Below are 14069 nucleotides of genomic sequence, written 5' to 3' on the forward strand. Positions count from 1 at the left end.
GGTCCTGGGTGGCGGCGCTCTGGGGCGCCGGAGCGTTGGCGTCCGCCTGCGTGGCGGAGAGGACGGCGGCGATGAGGAGCGCGTTCACTTGCCACCTCCCGGTCCCATCGCCGGCAGGCCAATCATCGTCACGCCCGCGTACATCGCGTACAGCACGAAGGCCAGCAGCAGCGCGCGGCCCCTGCTCATGCCGGTGGCGGCGGAGAAGCCCAGGCCGAGGAGGCCCGCGCTCCAGAGGTTGAAGAAGTCCACTGCGGAGGCCACGCGCATCATCTTCGGGCTCAATCCCTGGAGGGCCGCGCCCAGGTGCGAGGGGACGAGCTGCGCGGCGCGGGCGGCGGTGACGGAGTGCTGCGCCGCGAGGCAGACGGTGAAGATGAGGTGGTACAGGGCGATGGGCAGCAGCGCGAGCGCCGCGGCGGACATCAGCCGCTCGAAGGGCGCCGGCCGGTCGAAGAGCCAGCCCACCACCCACAGCGCGCATGCCAGCAGGAGCGCGGTGAGCGGCATGAGGAAGACGCCCTTGGCGATGCCGCCGACCAGCGCCTTGCGGCTCGCGGTCTGGATGTTGTCCGTGAGGTCGGCCTCGGACATGCCGGCCAGCCCACCCGAGCCCATCAGGTCACGGATGACGTCGGGCGCGGCGTCCCACCGGAGGGAATAGAGCGTCCCGGAGGCGGACACGCACAGTGCGAGAATCAGGAGAGGCCACACCCAGCGGCGGGCCTCGACGGCGATGCGCGTTCCCTCGAAAGGGTCGACGAAGACGCGTACCGGTTGGACGAGAGAGGTCATATAGATGAGTGTCTTGAGCGATGTACGGCACTCGCCCTCAGGCAATTGCCCGGCCAGCCGAAATTGACGCGGAGAACGAGCAGGCAGCCAACCGAATTCCGCTTGGGGTCCGCTTTCTACCCCAGTGTTTCAGCGGACCTGTAGCAACCTGTAGCGGAAATTTTGCCGGACGCCCGGGGAGGGTGTATTCCGCTCGCCTGCCCGCTTGCCGGAGCTCGAATGGTCGATAGCACGGATCTCGCGCAGGTTCTCCACGAGGCGCACGACATCGCACAGAGCGTGGCGCAGAGGCTCACCTCGGCGCACGTGCTGTTGGCCCTCTTCACGGTGGAGAACCGGGCCCAGCTCCTGCTCAAGGAGCGGGGCGTGGACGAGGATACCCTGCTCCAGCTCCTCACGTCCGCCCCGGCGGAGACGGGCGGCGTGGTGGGCGAGTTGCGGGAGAAGACGCGCGAGATTGCCGTGAGCTGCGGCTCGGCGGAGGCGGACTGCCTCCACCTGCTCATCGCGGTGACGCGGGTGCGCTGCGCCGCCAACGAGCTGTTGCAGATGGCCGGGCTGGACCTGGCCACGCTGCGCACCACGGCCCTCTCCTATTTCGTCAGCGGCCGCATGCCGCGCAAGCTCCAGCCGGGCCGCGCGACGACGGTGGCCACGAGTCCCGTGGTGAGCCGCCCGCTGGGGGCTCCGCCCTCCCCCCTTCCCGCGCGGGCGGTGACGATGCCGCGCGCCGTCCCCGGTGGCCTGCCCACGCCCCCGCCCATGCTGGCGCGCCCCTCGCGCTCCTCGCCGGCCCTGTCTCCCCGGGACCTCATCAACGCGGACGCTCCGGCGGCGCGCCCCTCGCGCTCCACGCCGGCGCTGTCTCCGCGCGACCTCATCGACGCGGACGAGCCGGAGGCGCGGGACGACGAGCCGGTGCGCCCGCCCGCCCCGTCCGTGGTGGCGCGCGCGGTGCCCACGCCTCCGCCCGCCCCCGCACCGGTGGCCGTGCCTCCGCCGCGCCCCGGGGTGGCGCCGATGCCCGCGCCGGTGGCCCGTCACGCGAACGTGACGTTGGACCCGAAGACCTTCCCGCTGCTCACCTCGCTGGGCCGCAACCTGAGCCAGGCGGCGCGCGAGGGCCGGTTGGATCCGGTGGTGGGTCGCGCGCGGGAAGTCGAAGAGGTCATCGACATCCTCGGCAAGCGCCGCACCAACAACCCGTGCCTGCTGGGCGAGCCCGGCGTGGGCAAGACGGCGGTGGTGGAGGGCGTGGCGCAGCGGCTGTTGGAGCTGCGCGGCACGCTGGCGGAGAAGGTGCTGGTGGAGCTGGACATGGCGTCGCTCGTCGCGGGCACGCAGCTCCGGGGCTCCTTCTCCGAGAAGCTCAACGCGCTGAAGGAGGAGGTCCGCCGCGCGGAGGGGCGCGTGGTGGTCTTCATCGACGAAATCCACACGCTGGTGGGCGCGGGCTCCACGGGCGAGGGCCCGCAGGACGCGGCCAACGAGCTGAAGACGGCCATGGCGCGGGGCGAGTTCCCCTGCATCGGCGCGACGACGCACGACGAGTACCGCAAGTTCATCAGCGCGGACCCGGCGCTGGAGCGGCGCTTCACGGCCGTGGTGGTGAACGAGCCGTCGGTGTCGGAGACGGTGGAAATCCTCCAGGGCATCATCGGCCGCTACGAGGAGCACCACGCGCTGCGCTACCTGCCGGAGGCGCTGGAGGCCGCGGCGTCGCTGGCGAGCCGCTACGTGACGGACCGGTTCATGCCGGACAAGGCCATCTCCGTGGTGGACCTGGCGGGCAGCCGCTGCCACCGCGAGGGCCGCGACGTGGTGGAGGCCGCGGACGTGGCGCGCGTGGTGGCGAAGCTCGCGGGCGTGCCCGAGGAGCGGCTCTTGCTGAACGACTCGGCGCGCCTGCTGCGGCTGGAGCAGGACCTGTCCGAGCGAGTGATTGGCCACACGGACGCGGTGGCGCGGATTGCGCGGGTCATCCGCCGCAACTACGCGGGCTTCGCGTCGCGGCGGCCCATGGGTTCCTTCCTCTTCCTGGGCCCCACGGGCGTGGGCAAGACGGAGATGGCGCGGGCGCTGGCGGAGGTGCTGTTCGGCAACCGCGACGCGCTGGTGCGGCTGGACATGAGCGAGATGGCCGAGCAGCACGGCGTCTCGCGGCTCATTGGAGCGCCCGCGGGTTACGTGGGCTTCGGCGAGGGTGGCCAGCTCACGGAGCCGGTGCGCCGCCGTCCGTCGTCGGTGGTGGTGCTGGACGAAATCGAGAAGGCGCACCGCGAGGTGCAGTTGCTCCTGCTCCAGGTGCTGGAGGAGGGGCGGCTGACGGACGGCAAGGGCCGGCACATCGACTTCTCGAACACGGTCATCGTGCTGACCACGAACCTGGGCGCGGAGGCGTTCTCCCGCACGGGCCGGCCGCTGGGCTTTGGCTCGGACGCGGGTGTGCAGACGGATGCGATGGATGCGGCGTCCGCCGCCGCGCGCAAGGCGCTGCCGCCGGAGCTGTGGAACCGCATCGACGAGCGGCTCCCCTTCCGTCCGTTGGAGCAGGTGGAGGTGGCGCGCATCGCCACGCTGCTCCTGGCGGAGAGCAGCAAGCGGCTCGCCACGGAGCGGGGCATCGAGTACGTCGCGGGCGAGGACGTGGTGGGGCACCTGCTGAAGTCCGGCGGCTTCGACCCGCAGCTCGGCGCGCGGCCCATGCGGCAGGTGGTGCAGCGGCTGGTGGAGGCCCCGCTCGCGGAGCGGATTCTCTCCGGTGAGTTCGGCTCCGGGGACCGCGTCCGCATCGCCGTACAGTCCGGGCAGTTGCAGTTCCAGCGCGACTCGCACTGAGCGACGACACGTCTCGCGTGCCTCGGAGTCCGCCGCGTGGTGACATACCGCGCGCACACGCCTCCGAGGTCGCAATGCCTGCTCCTGCTCGAAAGCGCAGCCCGCGTACCGCGCGCCCGCCCGTCGTCATCGTCGGCGCGGGCCGGCTCGGTGGCGCACTGGCGCTCGCGCTCACCGCGAAACGCTGGTCCGTGCGGCTTCACTCGCGAGATACCGAGGGGCGTGAGCGCACGAAGTCCCTGGGTCTGAAGTCCGCCACGCCCGCGGACCTGAAGCGCGCCCGCGTCGTCCTGCTCTGCGTCCCCGACGCCGCGGTGCCTGTCGTCGCGAAGGAGCTCTCCGCCACCCTCCCCCGCTCGGCCGCGCTGGTGCACACGGCGGGCGCGCTGTCCCTGGACGCGCTGGGCTCGGAGAAGGGACGTACGCGCGGCTCCTTCCATCCGCTGTGCGCCGTCTCCTCTCCGCACGATTCACTGGTGGGACACACGGTGGCGGTGAGCACCCGCTCGCGCGCGCTGCGGGACGTGCTGCGCCGCATGGCCGAGGACGTGGGTCTTCAAGTGCTCGACGTCCCCGAGTCCCACCGCGCGGCCTACCACGCGGGCGCGGTGATGAGCGCGGGCGGGCTGGTGGCGCTGGCGGACGCGGCGGTGGCGGCGCTGGGCGCGGCGGGCATTCCGCCCGACGCGGCGCTCACGGCGTTGCTGCCGCTGATGCGCTCCGCGCTGCGAGGCGTGGAGGCCCGAGGCCTCTCCGGCGGGCTCACCGGCCCCATCGTCCGAGGGGACGCGGGCGTGGTGTCGGCCCACCTCGGGGCGCTTCCGGAAGAAGTCGCCCCGCTCTACCGACTGCTCTCGCGGCGCGCGCTGCGGCTGGCCGAAAACCGGCTCCGCCCCGAGTCGCGCGCCGCGTTGGAGCGGCTGCTCAGGTGATGATGAGCGAGCCCTGAAGGGCCTTGCGCACCACGGCCAGCGCCTGCTCGGAGGCGGCCTCCGCCTCGGTGAGACGGCGCAGGCACAGGTCGCCCTGCACCTGCGTCACCGAGCGCTTCAGGTCCGCGAGCAGGGTGAGCGCCGCCTTGAGCATCTCCTCGCCCTGCGGCGTCGTGGTGGCGGGCTTGCCGGCCGACTTGGCCAGGTACTCAGTGAAGCGCTTGAGCGTGTCCGCCGTCTTGTTCGGGTCGAACTGCTCCAGCAGCGGCTTGATGCGCGCGGAGTTGATGCGGATGAGCCGCAGCGCGCCCACCTTGGCGAAGCCCGGGTGCACCAGGCCGATGTCGCTCATCTCGAACGCGCCGAGCAGGCCCTCGTCCGGGGCCTTGTGCGCGTGCGGCACCATGTCCACGAACAGGGGCAGCACTTCCACGCCCTGCCGGAACGCTTCCACTTCCTCCTCATCCAGCGGCGGGAAGCTCGCCGGGTTGCCAATGAAGAGCAGCGGCAGGACGACCTCGTGCCAGAAGTCCTCCGGCGCCGAGCCCGTGCCGCCGATGGTGCCGAACAGGTGCGCCATCAGCTCCGCGAGCCGGGGCGCGCGGTCGGCCTGCTCCAGCAGCGCCTTCGACGCGTCCAGGCGCGCGAGGGACTGGACGATCTGCCCGTCGAACTGCTGCTTCGCCTCGGGAGGCAGCGGCGGCTGGGTGCGGCCCAGCGCGTTGCGCACATCGCGGCTCAGCGCGTCCGGCCTGGTCTCCAGCGCCGTCTTCGTCTTGTTCGGGTCCAGCACGACGAACTGGAGGAAGCCCGGGTCGAACAGGCGCTGGTACTCCACCGGCGACAGCTTCGGCTGCTGGGAGCCCAGGGCCTGTGCGGGGTTGAGGCTCAGGCGCGCCTGGCCCAGCGAGCGGCGGATGTCCGCGGCCAGGTCGTCCAGCCGGGCCAGCTTGCCCTGGCCGAGCGAGTCCATCACCGCGCCGAACGGCGACAGCATGATGATGGCATCGGGGAAGCCGAGCGTGGCGCCCTCGGGCGAGTCGCGGTTGGGGAACCAGAACGCCTGGTGCTCCTGGATGAGGCGAAGCGCGAAGGCACCGGCGAGGCCGAGCGCCAGCGTCTGGTGCTCCGGCTGATTCACCTGGAAGGGGCCACCGAGGAGCTTGATGGCGGCCTTCTCCACCTCCGCCCAGGGCGCCTTGAGCAGGTCGACGGGCTTGCCTTCGGCCTTCTCGAGGGCGGCGGCGACCTGGAGCTGGGCCTGGTGGACGTGCTGGGGAACGGGATACCCCTGGGGAGCGGAGGGTTCGGACATGGAGGAATCCAGATTCAAAAGGGAGGCAACGCGCCTCCAAATACCGTGAAAAACGCGGTCGTGGCTACGTTTTGTGCCCGCTAGGATGGCCCGCATGCCCGCCCCCCGCCGGCTGCCTTGCTGGCATGCCCTGGCCTTCTTCCTCCTGCTGACAACAACGGGGTGTGCCTTCGTCACACCCCGTTTCCCCCAGAACATCCAGGCCTCGTTCGCTCGGGAGGAGATGCGGAAGCTCACCACCGCCTCGCTGGAGCTCTACTACCCGGCGTCGCTACAGGGCACCGCCCTGCGCACGGCCGCGCGGCTGGAGGGCTGCGTGGAGCGGCTGCGCGGGCAGACGTGGAGGCAGACGGACCGGGGGCGGGTCCTCGTCTACCTGACGGGTTCGGACTTCAACAACGCGTACGTGGTGCCGGACTACGCGAGCACGCCGCAGCAGATGGTGCTGCCCGCGCACGTCACGCTGGAGCTGTTCCACCTCTTCAACCTGGGCGAGGTGGACGTCGGCGACGTGGCCTGCCACGAGTCCGTGCACTACGTGCAGCTCCAACAGACGGACGGCCTCTGGGGCTTCCTCAACAAGCTGACGGGAGGCCTGTTCCAGTCGAACTCGTTCACCGAGTCGTGGTTCCTGGAGGGACTGGCCACGTACTACGAGGGCCGCTTCGGGAAGGACGTGGGGCGTCCGCACAGCCCGGTGTGGCGCGGCTGGTACGAGTCGGCGGCGCAGGCGCAGGGCGGAGACCTGGACGCGGGCTACCTCTCGCCCGAGCACCGGGCGTTGGACCCGTTCGGCGGCAACTACCTCACCGGCATGCACTTCGTGGAGTACCTGGCCTCGAGGTACGGCGAGCGGAAGCTGTGGCAGTTGGTGAACGAGCAGGGCGGTTCGCTCCTGCCCCCGCTGGCGGTGACGCTGCGCTTCAAGCGCGTGTACGGGAAGGACATCGGCTCGCTGTTCCAGGAGTACACGGAGGTGCTGCGCCAGGGCATGGAGGCGCGAGCGCGTCCGGCGTCGCAGCGCGTGTGGCTGACGGAGGCGGGGTACTTCTCGCGGCTGGCGACGCATCCGGAGAGTGGGGCCACGGCGCTGATGAGCGTGGGGCGCACGGAGTACTCGCGGCTCTCGGTGCGCGAGGCCGACGGGCGCGTGCGCTTCGAGCGGCCGTTGGTGGATTTGATTCCGTTGCGCACCTGGGTGCTGGGCAGCCCGACGCTGGTGAGCGGCATGACGTTCAGCCGCGACGGTGCGTGGCTGTACCTGGTGATGGCGGACCTGGACGCGGAGGGTGGCTACACGGCGCGGCTGTGGCGCGTGGACGCGCGCACGGGCGACGTGGTGCGCACGTGGGACGGCGTGGAGGGCATGGGCGGCGACGTGACGCCGGATGGCAAGGGCTACCTCTACGTGAGCATCAGCGGCGGAGATACGGCCAACCTGGTGCGGCTGGACTTGGAGACGGGCCAGCGTGAGCAGCTCACGAAGTTCGAAGCGAGTGAGCCCATCGGACCGCCGGCGGTGTCTCCGGATGGGGCGCGGCTGGTGTTCCCTTTCGGCGGCAAGGAGGGCTGGGATCTGGTGCTGCGCGAGGCGGATGGGAGCCTGCGCTGGCTGACGCATGACGGGCTCTTCAACTACTCGCCGCGCTGGCTGGACTCGGAGCGCATCGTGTTCCTGCGCGAGCACGAGGGCCGGCTTCAGGCTCATGTGATGACGGTGGCCACGCGGCGGATCACGCGCATCTCGGATGCGCCGTATCTGGTGATGGACGTGAGCCCGCTTGGGACCGGCGAAGTCGAGTTCCTGAATCGCGATGGCACGAACTTCACCGTGGACCGTGTGCCGGTGCCGAGTGAAGAGAGCGTGGCGGTGGCCGCACCGACGGAGAGCCCTGCCACGGCCACCAGGGCGGAAGGGAAAGACACGCCCGAGAACGCCATCCCTCAGACGATGAGCCCCGCCGCGCCCGACTCGGCGGAAGCGAAAGATGCACAAGGGACTGCCGTTGCTCCGCCGACGAGCCCTGCCCCTCTCGTCACCGCGGAAGCGGAAGCAACACCTCAGAACGCAACCCCGCCGTCTGAAAGGCCTACCGCGCCTGTCACAGGGGAAGTGGCAAAGACGCCCGAGCAGGCAGTCCCGCCGGCTGGAACTCTTCCTCGGGTCGAGTCACCGGCACCGGAAGAACTCGCACAGTTCCCTGCCGACGCGGGCACACCGCAGCCGGAAGCCTCCCCTCCCCCGGCCGATACCCCCACGGCCGCGGGCACACCGCAGCCTGAGTCCTCCCCTCCTCCGACCGACGCGCCCACGGCGCTCGCGGACCTGGACACGCCGGTGGTCTCCCCACCCGACCCGGGAGCCAACCTGCAAATCCTCTCCGACGAGCGCTACTCGTCGCTGGAGGGCTTCTTCGTCCCCGAGTTCCGCCTGCCATACATCCTGGTGGCGACGGACGAGGACAACACTGACGAAGCCATCGTGAGCGGAGGGCTCGCGCTGTCGGGCCAGGACCGGCTCGGCTTCCACGCGTACTCCCTGCTGTTCTCCGCGAGCACCAAGGAGAACGGGCCGAGCGTGTCCCTCTCGTACGGCAATGCGGAGCTCGCGCCCTGGTACATCCTCGCGTCCGCCTCGCGCATCCGCGAGAACACGCGCACGGACCTGCAGGGCGCGCTGTTCGGAACGCGCACGTTCTGGACCACGCCGGTGACGGTGGGTCTGCTGGCCCTGCGGCGCGAGTATGACCGGACGGACCGCTTCGCCGGCCTCGTCACCCGGCTCATCGGCCCCGAGGTCTCCGTGTCCTACTTCGCGGGGGACTCCACCTCGTACGGAGGCACGCAGCGAGGACTGGGGCTGTCGGCCGCCGGAGGCGTCTACCCGGGCGCCTTCTTCCGTGAATCCACGATGGGCGACGTGCGCCTGGGCGTGGACGGCTTCCTCGGCGGATTGCCCTTCACGGGCAACGACAACTTCCAGCTCTCCGCGGTGGCCCGTTACCTGCCCGGTGCGCCGTCGAACCTGCTGGAAGTGGGCGGAATCAGCGCCGGACAGACTTGGTACAGCAGCCGCAGCTCGAAGGAGACCTCACGTCTCCCGCTGCAGCTCCAGCCCGGCGTGGCCTTCAGCGAATACCTGCGCGGCTACGAGGACCTGACGACGCGAGCCCACAACGCGCTCATCGGCAGTGCCACGTACCGCTATCGAGTGCCCATCGATTACGGCTGGGCCTCCACGCTGTGGATTCTCCCGTCCCTCTTCGTGAGCGACTTCGAGGTGGAGGGCTTCGGCTCGTTGGCGCGCGTGGATAACGAGAACAACCTCGGCGCGGTGGGCGGCGCGGCCTCGCTACGCCTCACCTTCGGCCAGGCCGTGCCCGTCACCCTCTTCTACCAGTACGCGTACCGCTTCGAGCCCGGGCTCAACGACCTGCACCTCTTCGGCGTCGGCCTCTAACGGCGCGTCCCCAAACCGTACAGCCCTCGCTCCCGCGCATATGTCAGCGCGCCCGAGGGCACCAGGTCCGTCGGCTCCGCCCCGCGCGCGAGCATGTCGCGCACCAGCGTGGACGACACCTCCGCCAGCGGAGGCCCCACCGTCTCCGGCGCCGGGTAACCCGCCCGGTAGAGCACGATGACGCGCGCCATCTCCCGGATGCGCCCGAAGTCCTTCCAGTGCGGCAAATCCTTGAGGATGTCGCTGCCGATGATGAGCGACCACCGCACGTCCGGGTATCGCTGCACCAGCAGGGACAGCGTGTCCACCGTGCGCCCGGTGAGCCCCGGCTCGCTCTCAATCGTCGTCGTCTTCAGCCAGCCGGACGTTTCCGCGCAAAGCGCCTCGCACATGGCCACGCGGTGCTCGAAGGCCTCGAACTGCTTGCCGAAGGGGTGCTGCCACGACGGCATCAACCACACCTCGTCCACGCCCTGCGTCGCGTGCACGTACGACGCCGCCATCAGGTGTCCCACGTGGGGCGGGTTGAACGAACCTCCGAGGAGCGCGACCTGCACGTCAGGGCCTCACGTCACTTGAGGGTCAGCTTCGTGGACTTCTTCTCCAGCACCAGCAGCGTCGGCTTCACCACCTCGTACCCGTCCAGCCGGTACGCGGAGAAGCCCAAGTCACGGTCCACCTTCTCCAGCAGCGCGCACGTCTGCTCGGCCGCGCCCACCAGCCGGCCCGGCGTGAGGAAGTAGCGCGGGCCGATCTGCACCACCTTCGGCTCCGACTCCTTCCCGTGGATGAACACCGACGCGTTCATCAAATCGTCACGCGTCAAATCGTTCTTGTCGTGGACCACGCAGCAGAGCGTGTCACCCACCAGGTCCATCACCTTGTTGTTGATGGACGGGTCTCTGTACTGGAGCGACTCGCGCTCCGGCACGCGCACGAAGCGCTCCATGACGAGCCGCCGGTCATTCTCCGAGGCCACGTCCGCCGGAGCCGCCCCACGCGCGGGAGTCCGCGGCAGCGAGTCCTGGCTGCCCAGCCAGTTCGACACGTCCGCGAGGAAGTCCGCGTCGGAGTACTCCCGCCCGCCGCGCGCCCTCTGCCGCCGCCACAGCACCCACTCGTCCAGGTCCGTGTAGCGCGCGCCCGCGAAGATGAAGCGCCGTGCGCCCTTGGAGCGCAGCAATTCATAAGCCGCGTCGAAGGCCTCGAGGTCGCCGTGGCTATCGGAGAAGACGCCAATCACGTGTGGAACACCCCACGTCAAGCGTACAGCAGGTAGGGCGCCCTTTGCTTCGCGAAGGTCTCCGTCTGGGCGGAGAACCCCTCCAGGAGCTTGTCCAGGGGCCACCCCGCCTCGATGCCCCGGCGCACCTGGTCCGTGCCGCACAGCAGGTCGAAGGCCGGCACGTCCTCGACGAACTCGTACGCGTCCGCCCGCCAGGCGAACTTCCCCGGGCCGATGTCGTGCAGTGCCTGGAAGATGGCGATGCCCGTGCGCAGCGGCAGGAAGGCCTGCCGGTCCGTCACGTGGATGAAGGCGCCGTTGCAGGACTCGCCCTTGTACTTGTCGAACGTGGGGGTGAAACCGACCGCGCGGAATGCCACGCCCGGCAGGTCCTCCTTCGCCAGCCGCGCCAGCAGCGCGTCCGTATCGACCCAGGGGGCACCGAACTGCTCGAAGGGACGGCAGGTGCCGCGGCCCTCGGAGACGTTGGTGCCCTCGCCCTGGCACATGCCCGGGTACACCAGCGCGGTGTCCGGCGTGGGCATGTTCGGCGACGGGGAGATGAAGGGCAGCCCGGTGTCGGACCAGAAGTGCGCGCGCTTCCAGCCCTCGCACGGCACCACCGTGAGCTCCGCGCCGAAGCCCTCCTGCGCGTTGAAGAGCCGCGCCAATTCGCCCGCCGTCATGCCGTGGCGGTTGGGCAGCGCGTACAGCCCCACGAAGGAGCGGAAGCCCTCGCCCACGAGGTTGCCCTCCATGGCCACGCCGTTGAGCGGGTTGGGCCTGTCCAACACGTAGAAGGGCACGCGCGCCTTCGCGGCGGCCTTCATCGCCAGGGCCATGGTGTAGACGTACGTGTAGTAGCGGCTGCCCACGTCCTGGATGTCGAACACGAGCGCGTCCAGCCCCTGCAGCCACTCCTGGCGGGGCGACAGCGACTCGAAGGTGGAGCCGTAGAGGCTGTGCACGGGCACGCCGGTGCGCCTGTCTCGGGCTTCGCCCACGGCGACCATGTACTGCGCCTCGCCGCGGATGCCGTGCTCCGGACCGAAGAGCGCCGCCAGCTTCACGCCGGGCGCGCCGGCCAGCAGGTCCGCCAGGTGGCGGAAGCGCGAGTCCACACTGGTGGGGTTGACGATGGCGCCCACGCGCTTGCCCTTCAGCGCGGCGAAGCCCTGCTCCACCCAGACATCCAGTCCCGTCTTCACCTTGCTCACGGTGTTCCCTTCCTTCGAGGCGGGCCTCGCGGGCCGGGCCTTCAGTCCTTGTTGAAGCTCTTCAGCGCGCCCTGCGCGGCCCGCTTCGAGTCGCACCTGCCGATGCCGAGGACGCCGCCGCTGCCGTCGTCCGGGCCGCCGTCCTCCGCCAGGTCCTCCAGCTCACCCACGGCGTCCTCCAGCTTGAGCTGTGCCGCCGTGAAGGCCGCCGCCGAGCGCACGCCGCACTGCGGGTGTCCCAGCAGGTCGATGATGCGGCCCTCCGCGGCGCCGTTGCCCGCCCTCACCGCGCGGGCGTAGTCGCCGAGCGAGCCCGCCGGGTTTCCCTGCGCCTCTTCCAGCCGGCCCTCCAGGTACGAGCGGCGGCCCGAGTCCTTCTCCTCGCGGATGAGCCTCTTGGCTTCCTTCACGAGCGGCGCGCGCTCCTCAGCGGGCGCATCCTCCACCGCGTCGATGGCCCGCATCGCCGCGCCACCGCCGAACGCCACCACCCCCACGCCCGCCAACACCGCGGCCAGCCCCAAGCCCACCAGCACCTTGCGCCGCTCGGCCGCGAAGGCCCGCACGCGCGTGCCCAGCCCCGGAGGAATCGCGGAGGACAACCGCCACAACAGCGGCACCCCGACATTGCGCGCCTGCTGCCCGAGCACCGAAGCGCCCGCTGCCGCCTTCTGTCCGAGCGCCGACGCCTGCTGCCCCAGCACGGACGCGCCCGCCGCCGCCTTCTGCCCCAGGGCGGATGCACCCGCGGCCGCGCGCTGCCCCAGCACCGCCGCGCGCTGGCCCAATGCCGACAGGTCCACCGACGGCCCGAGCGTGGACTCGGGCACGCGCGACAGCGCGAGATTGCCGAACGGAGGCATCACCTCCGAGCCCGGCGCCTCCGCGATGGTCGCCGCCGACGGAGCCTCCACGCGGTACGGCGCACGCGGCACGTGGAAGACGCGAATCTTCCCGGGGATGCCCTTCAGCTCGAAGGCACCCACCTCCTTCGACGGCACCTCCGCCTTGTTCATCGCCAGATACACGGCCTCGGTGAAGTACACCTCGCCGGCCTCGGCGAGGCCCTCCACGCGAGCGGCGATGTTCACCGGCTCACCGAAGACGTCGTTGGACTCCAGCCGCACCTCGCCCACGTTGATGGCCACGCGCACGTGGAGCTGCTCGGCCTCCGGGATGTTACGGTTGTGGTGCCACAGCCGGTCCTGGATGGCGATGCCGCTGAGCACCGCCTGCGTGGGCGACTCGAACGTGACGAGGAAGGCATCACCGATGGACTTGATGATGCGCCCGCCGAACGCCTTGAACAGCGGCGACAGCAGGGCGTTGTGGACCTGCAGGAGGCGCTGGTTCTCCTCCAGCGTCTGCCGGCTGGTCCGCTCGGTGAAGCCCTTGATGTCGGTGAAGACGATGGCGAGGTTGGCGGTCTTCAAAGCGCGCGCAGTGTACGTGCCGTCGCCCGGGGCGCAATCGCCATGAGATTGCGCATGCCCGCCCGCTGTCAGCGGCGCGAAGGCTTCAGTGCTCGCATGCGCCGCTTCGGTTGCTGTTCCATCGACTTGCGAACCTTCTGCGCGAGCTGCGGGCGCCCCGTCCGCTCGTAGAAGTCGGCCAGACGGCGAAGCACCAGGGGGCTGTCCGGCTGGAGGCTCCTCGCGGCCAGCAATTCGTTCTCCGCGTCCAGCGGGCGCTCCTGCTTCTCCAGCACCTCCGCCAGTTGCAGGCGCACCTGCACCCACTCGGGCTTCGCCCTGGCGAGGTACCGGTAGTGCATCTCCGACTTGAGCCAATCCCCCTGCTGGGCCCACAGGCCGCCGAGCCGGAAGCGGGCCTCCTCGTACGAGGCGCGGTGCCGCACGGCCTGCTCGTACGCCCGCACGGCCTGCATGCGGTCTCCCCGCTCCTCCCACAACAGGCCGCGCAAGTACCAGGCCCGGGGGTTATTCGGTGCAACCCCGGCGACGGCGTCGAGGTGGGCCTCGGCCTTCTCGAGCCCGCCTCCCACCTTCAACAGGAGGCGCGCCGCCTCCAGGCGGGGCAGCTCCCAGGTGGGGTGCGCCCGGACCAGGGCCTCCACCCCGGCGAGGGCGCCCGCGTCATCCCCGGCCGCCTCCAGGGCCAGGGCCTCCTCGAGCGTACGGGGGGCCGGCGCGGCCATCTGAGACTGGGTTGCAGTCAGGGTGGACGGCTCCGCCGCGTCGGTCGCGCCCGCCAGCATGGCCGTCATGAAGACCCACTTCATGGGCGACCGATAACAGAGCCGAGCCGGGCTCCTCAATAGATCCTC

General features: G+C 70.6%; 10 protein-coding genes. 3 read left to right on the top strand and 7 right to left on the bottom strand.

Features of this window, described 5'->3' with window-relative positions; translation table 11 throughout:
* Positions 1-84: 84 nt before the first annotated feature.
* Positions 85-795 (bottom strand): YIP1 family protein, encoded by a 711-nt coding sequence (locus tag ACVTJA_RS30645; RefSeq protein ID WP_465825054.1) that lies wholly within the window; start codon positions 793-795, stop codon positions 85-87.
* A 219-nt stretch (positions 796-1014) separates the two neighbouring features.
* Here ACVTJA_RS30645 and ACVTJA_RS30650 point away from each other — a divergent pair, with 219 nt between their 5' ends.
* Entirely contained in the window at positions 1015-3633 is a 2619-nt protein-coding gene (locus tag ACVTJA_RS30650; RefSeq protein WP_465825055.1) for an AAA family ATPase, read from the top strand.
* A 74-nt stretch (positions 3634-3707) separates the two neighbouring features.
* Positions 3708-4565, top strand: a complete 858-nt coding sequence (locus ACVTJA_RS30655; protein WP_465825056.1) for a DUF2520 domain-containing protein — start codon at positions 3708-3710, stop codon at positions 4563-4565.
* On the opposite strand, the gene ACVTJA_RS30660 is transcribed toward ACVTJA_RS30655, so the two are convergent.
* On the bottom strand, positions 4558-5880 hold the full coding sequence (locus ACVTJA_RS30660) for a hypothetical protein (RefSeq protein WP_465825057.1): 1323 nt from the start codon (positions 5878-5880) through the stop codon (positions 4558-4560). The two genes, ACVTJA_RS30655 and ACVTJA_RS30660, sit on opposite strands and share 8 nt — an antisense overlap.
* Positions 5881-5965: 85 nt before the next feature.
* Between ACVTJA_RS30660 and ACVTJA_RS30665 the strand changes: the two genes are divergently transcribed.
* Positions 5966-9340, top strand: coding sequence for a hypothetical protein (locus ACVTJA_RS30665; RefSeq protein WP_465825058.1), 3375 nt, complete (start codon positions 5966-5968; stop codon positions 9338-9340).
* Here the strand turns inward: ACVTJA_RS30665 and ACVTJA_RS30670 are convergent.
* The 5 genes from ACVTJA_RS30670 to ACVTJA_RS30690 all read right to left on the bottom strand — a co-directional run bounded on the left by ACVTJA_RS30670 (position 9337) and on the right by ACVTJA_RS30690 (position 14024).
* The gene (locus ACVTJA_RS30670; protein WP_465840552.1) at positions 9337-9843 is read right to left on the bottom strand and encodes a nicotinate-nicotinamide nucleotide adenylyltransferase; all 507 of its coding nucleotides are present in this window, start codon (positions 9841-9843) and stop codon (positions 9337-9339) included. The genes ACVTJA_RS30665 and ACVTJA_RS30670 overlap by 4 nt on opposite strands.
* A gap of 68 nt (positions 9844-9911) precedes the next feature.
* Positions 9912-10583 carry a metallophosphoesterase family protein gene (locus ACVTJA_RS30675; RefSeq protein ID WP_465825059.1) on the bottom strand — a complete coding sequence of 224 codons (672 nt, stop codon included), beginning with the start codon at positions 10581-10583 and terminating at the stop codon, positions 9912-9914.
* 17 nt (positions 10584-10600) lie between these two features.
* Complete coding sequence (locus ACVTJA_RS30680) at positions 10601-11782, bottom strand: exo-beta-N-acetylmuramidase NamZ family protein (protein ID WP_465825060.1); 1182 nt, start codon at positions 11780-11782, stop codon at positions 10601-10603.
* A 41-nt stretch (positions 11783-11823) separates the two neighbouring features.
* Entirely contained in the window at positions 11824-13215 is a 1392-nt protein-coding gene (locus tag ACVTJA_RS30685) for an adenylate/guanylate cyclase domain-containing protein (protein ID WP_465825061.1), read from the bottom strand.
* A 68-nt stretch (positions 13216-13283) separates the two neighbouring features.
* Positions 13284-14024: a tetratricopeptide repeat protein gene (locus ACVTJA_RS30690; RefSeq protein ID WP_465825062.1), complete on the bottom strand. Its 741-nt coding sequence runs from the start codon at positions 14022-14024 to the stop codon at positions 13284-13286.
* Positions 14025-14069: the final 45 nt, after the last annotated feature.

The sequence above is a fragment of the Pyxidicoccus sp. M6 genome (assembly GCF_055568925.1).

Coding starts and splice junctions, on each gene's coding strand:
- ACVTJA_RS30690 (WP_465825062.1), bottom strand. CDS start 14,024: ATGAAGTGGGTCTTCATGACGGCCATGCTGGCGGGCGCGACCGACGCG.
- ACVTJA_RS30660 (WP_465825057.1), bottom strand. CDS start 5,880: ATGTCCGAACCCTCCGCTCCCCAGGGGTATCCCGTTCCCCAGCACGTC.
- ACVTJA_RS30670 (WP_465840552.1), bottom strand. CDS start 9,843: ATGGCGGCGTCGTACGTGCACGCGACGCAGGGCGTGGACGAGGTGTGG.
- ACVTJA_RS30655 (WP_465825056.1), top strand. CDS start 3,708: ATGCCTGCTCCTGCTCGAAAGCGCAGCCCGCGTACCGCGCGCCCGCCC.
- ACVTJA_RS30665 (WP_465825058.1), top strand. CDS start 5,966: ATGGCCCGCATGCCCGCCCCCCGCCGGCTGCCTTGCTGGCATGCCCTG.
- ACVTJA_RS30645 (WP_465825054.1), bottom strand. CDS start 795: ATGACCTCTCTCGTCCAACCGGTACGCGTCTTCGTCGACCCTTTCGAG.
- ACVTJA_RS30650 (WP_465825055.1), top strand. CDS start 1,015: ATGGTCGATAGCACGGATCTCGCGCAGGTTCTCCACGAGGCGCACGAC.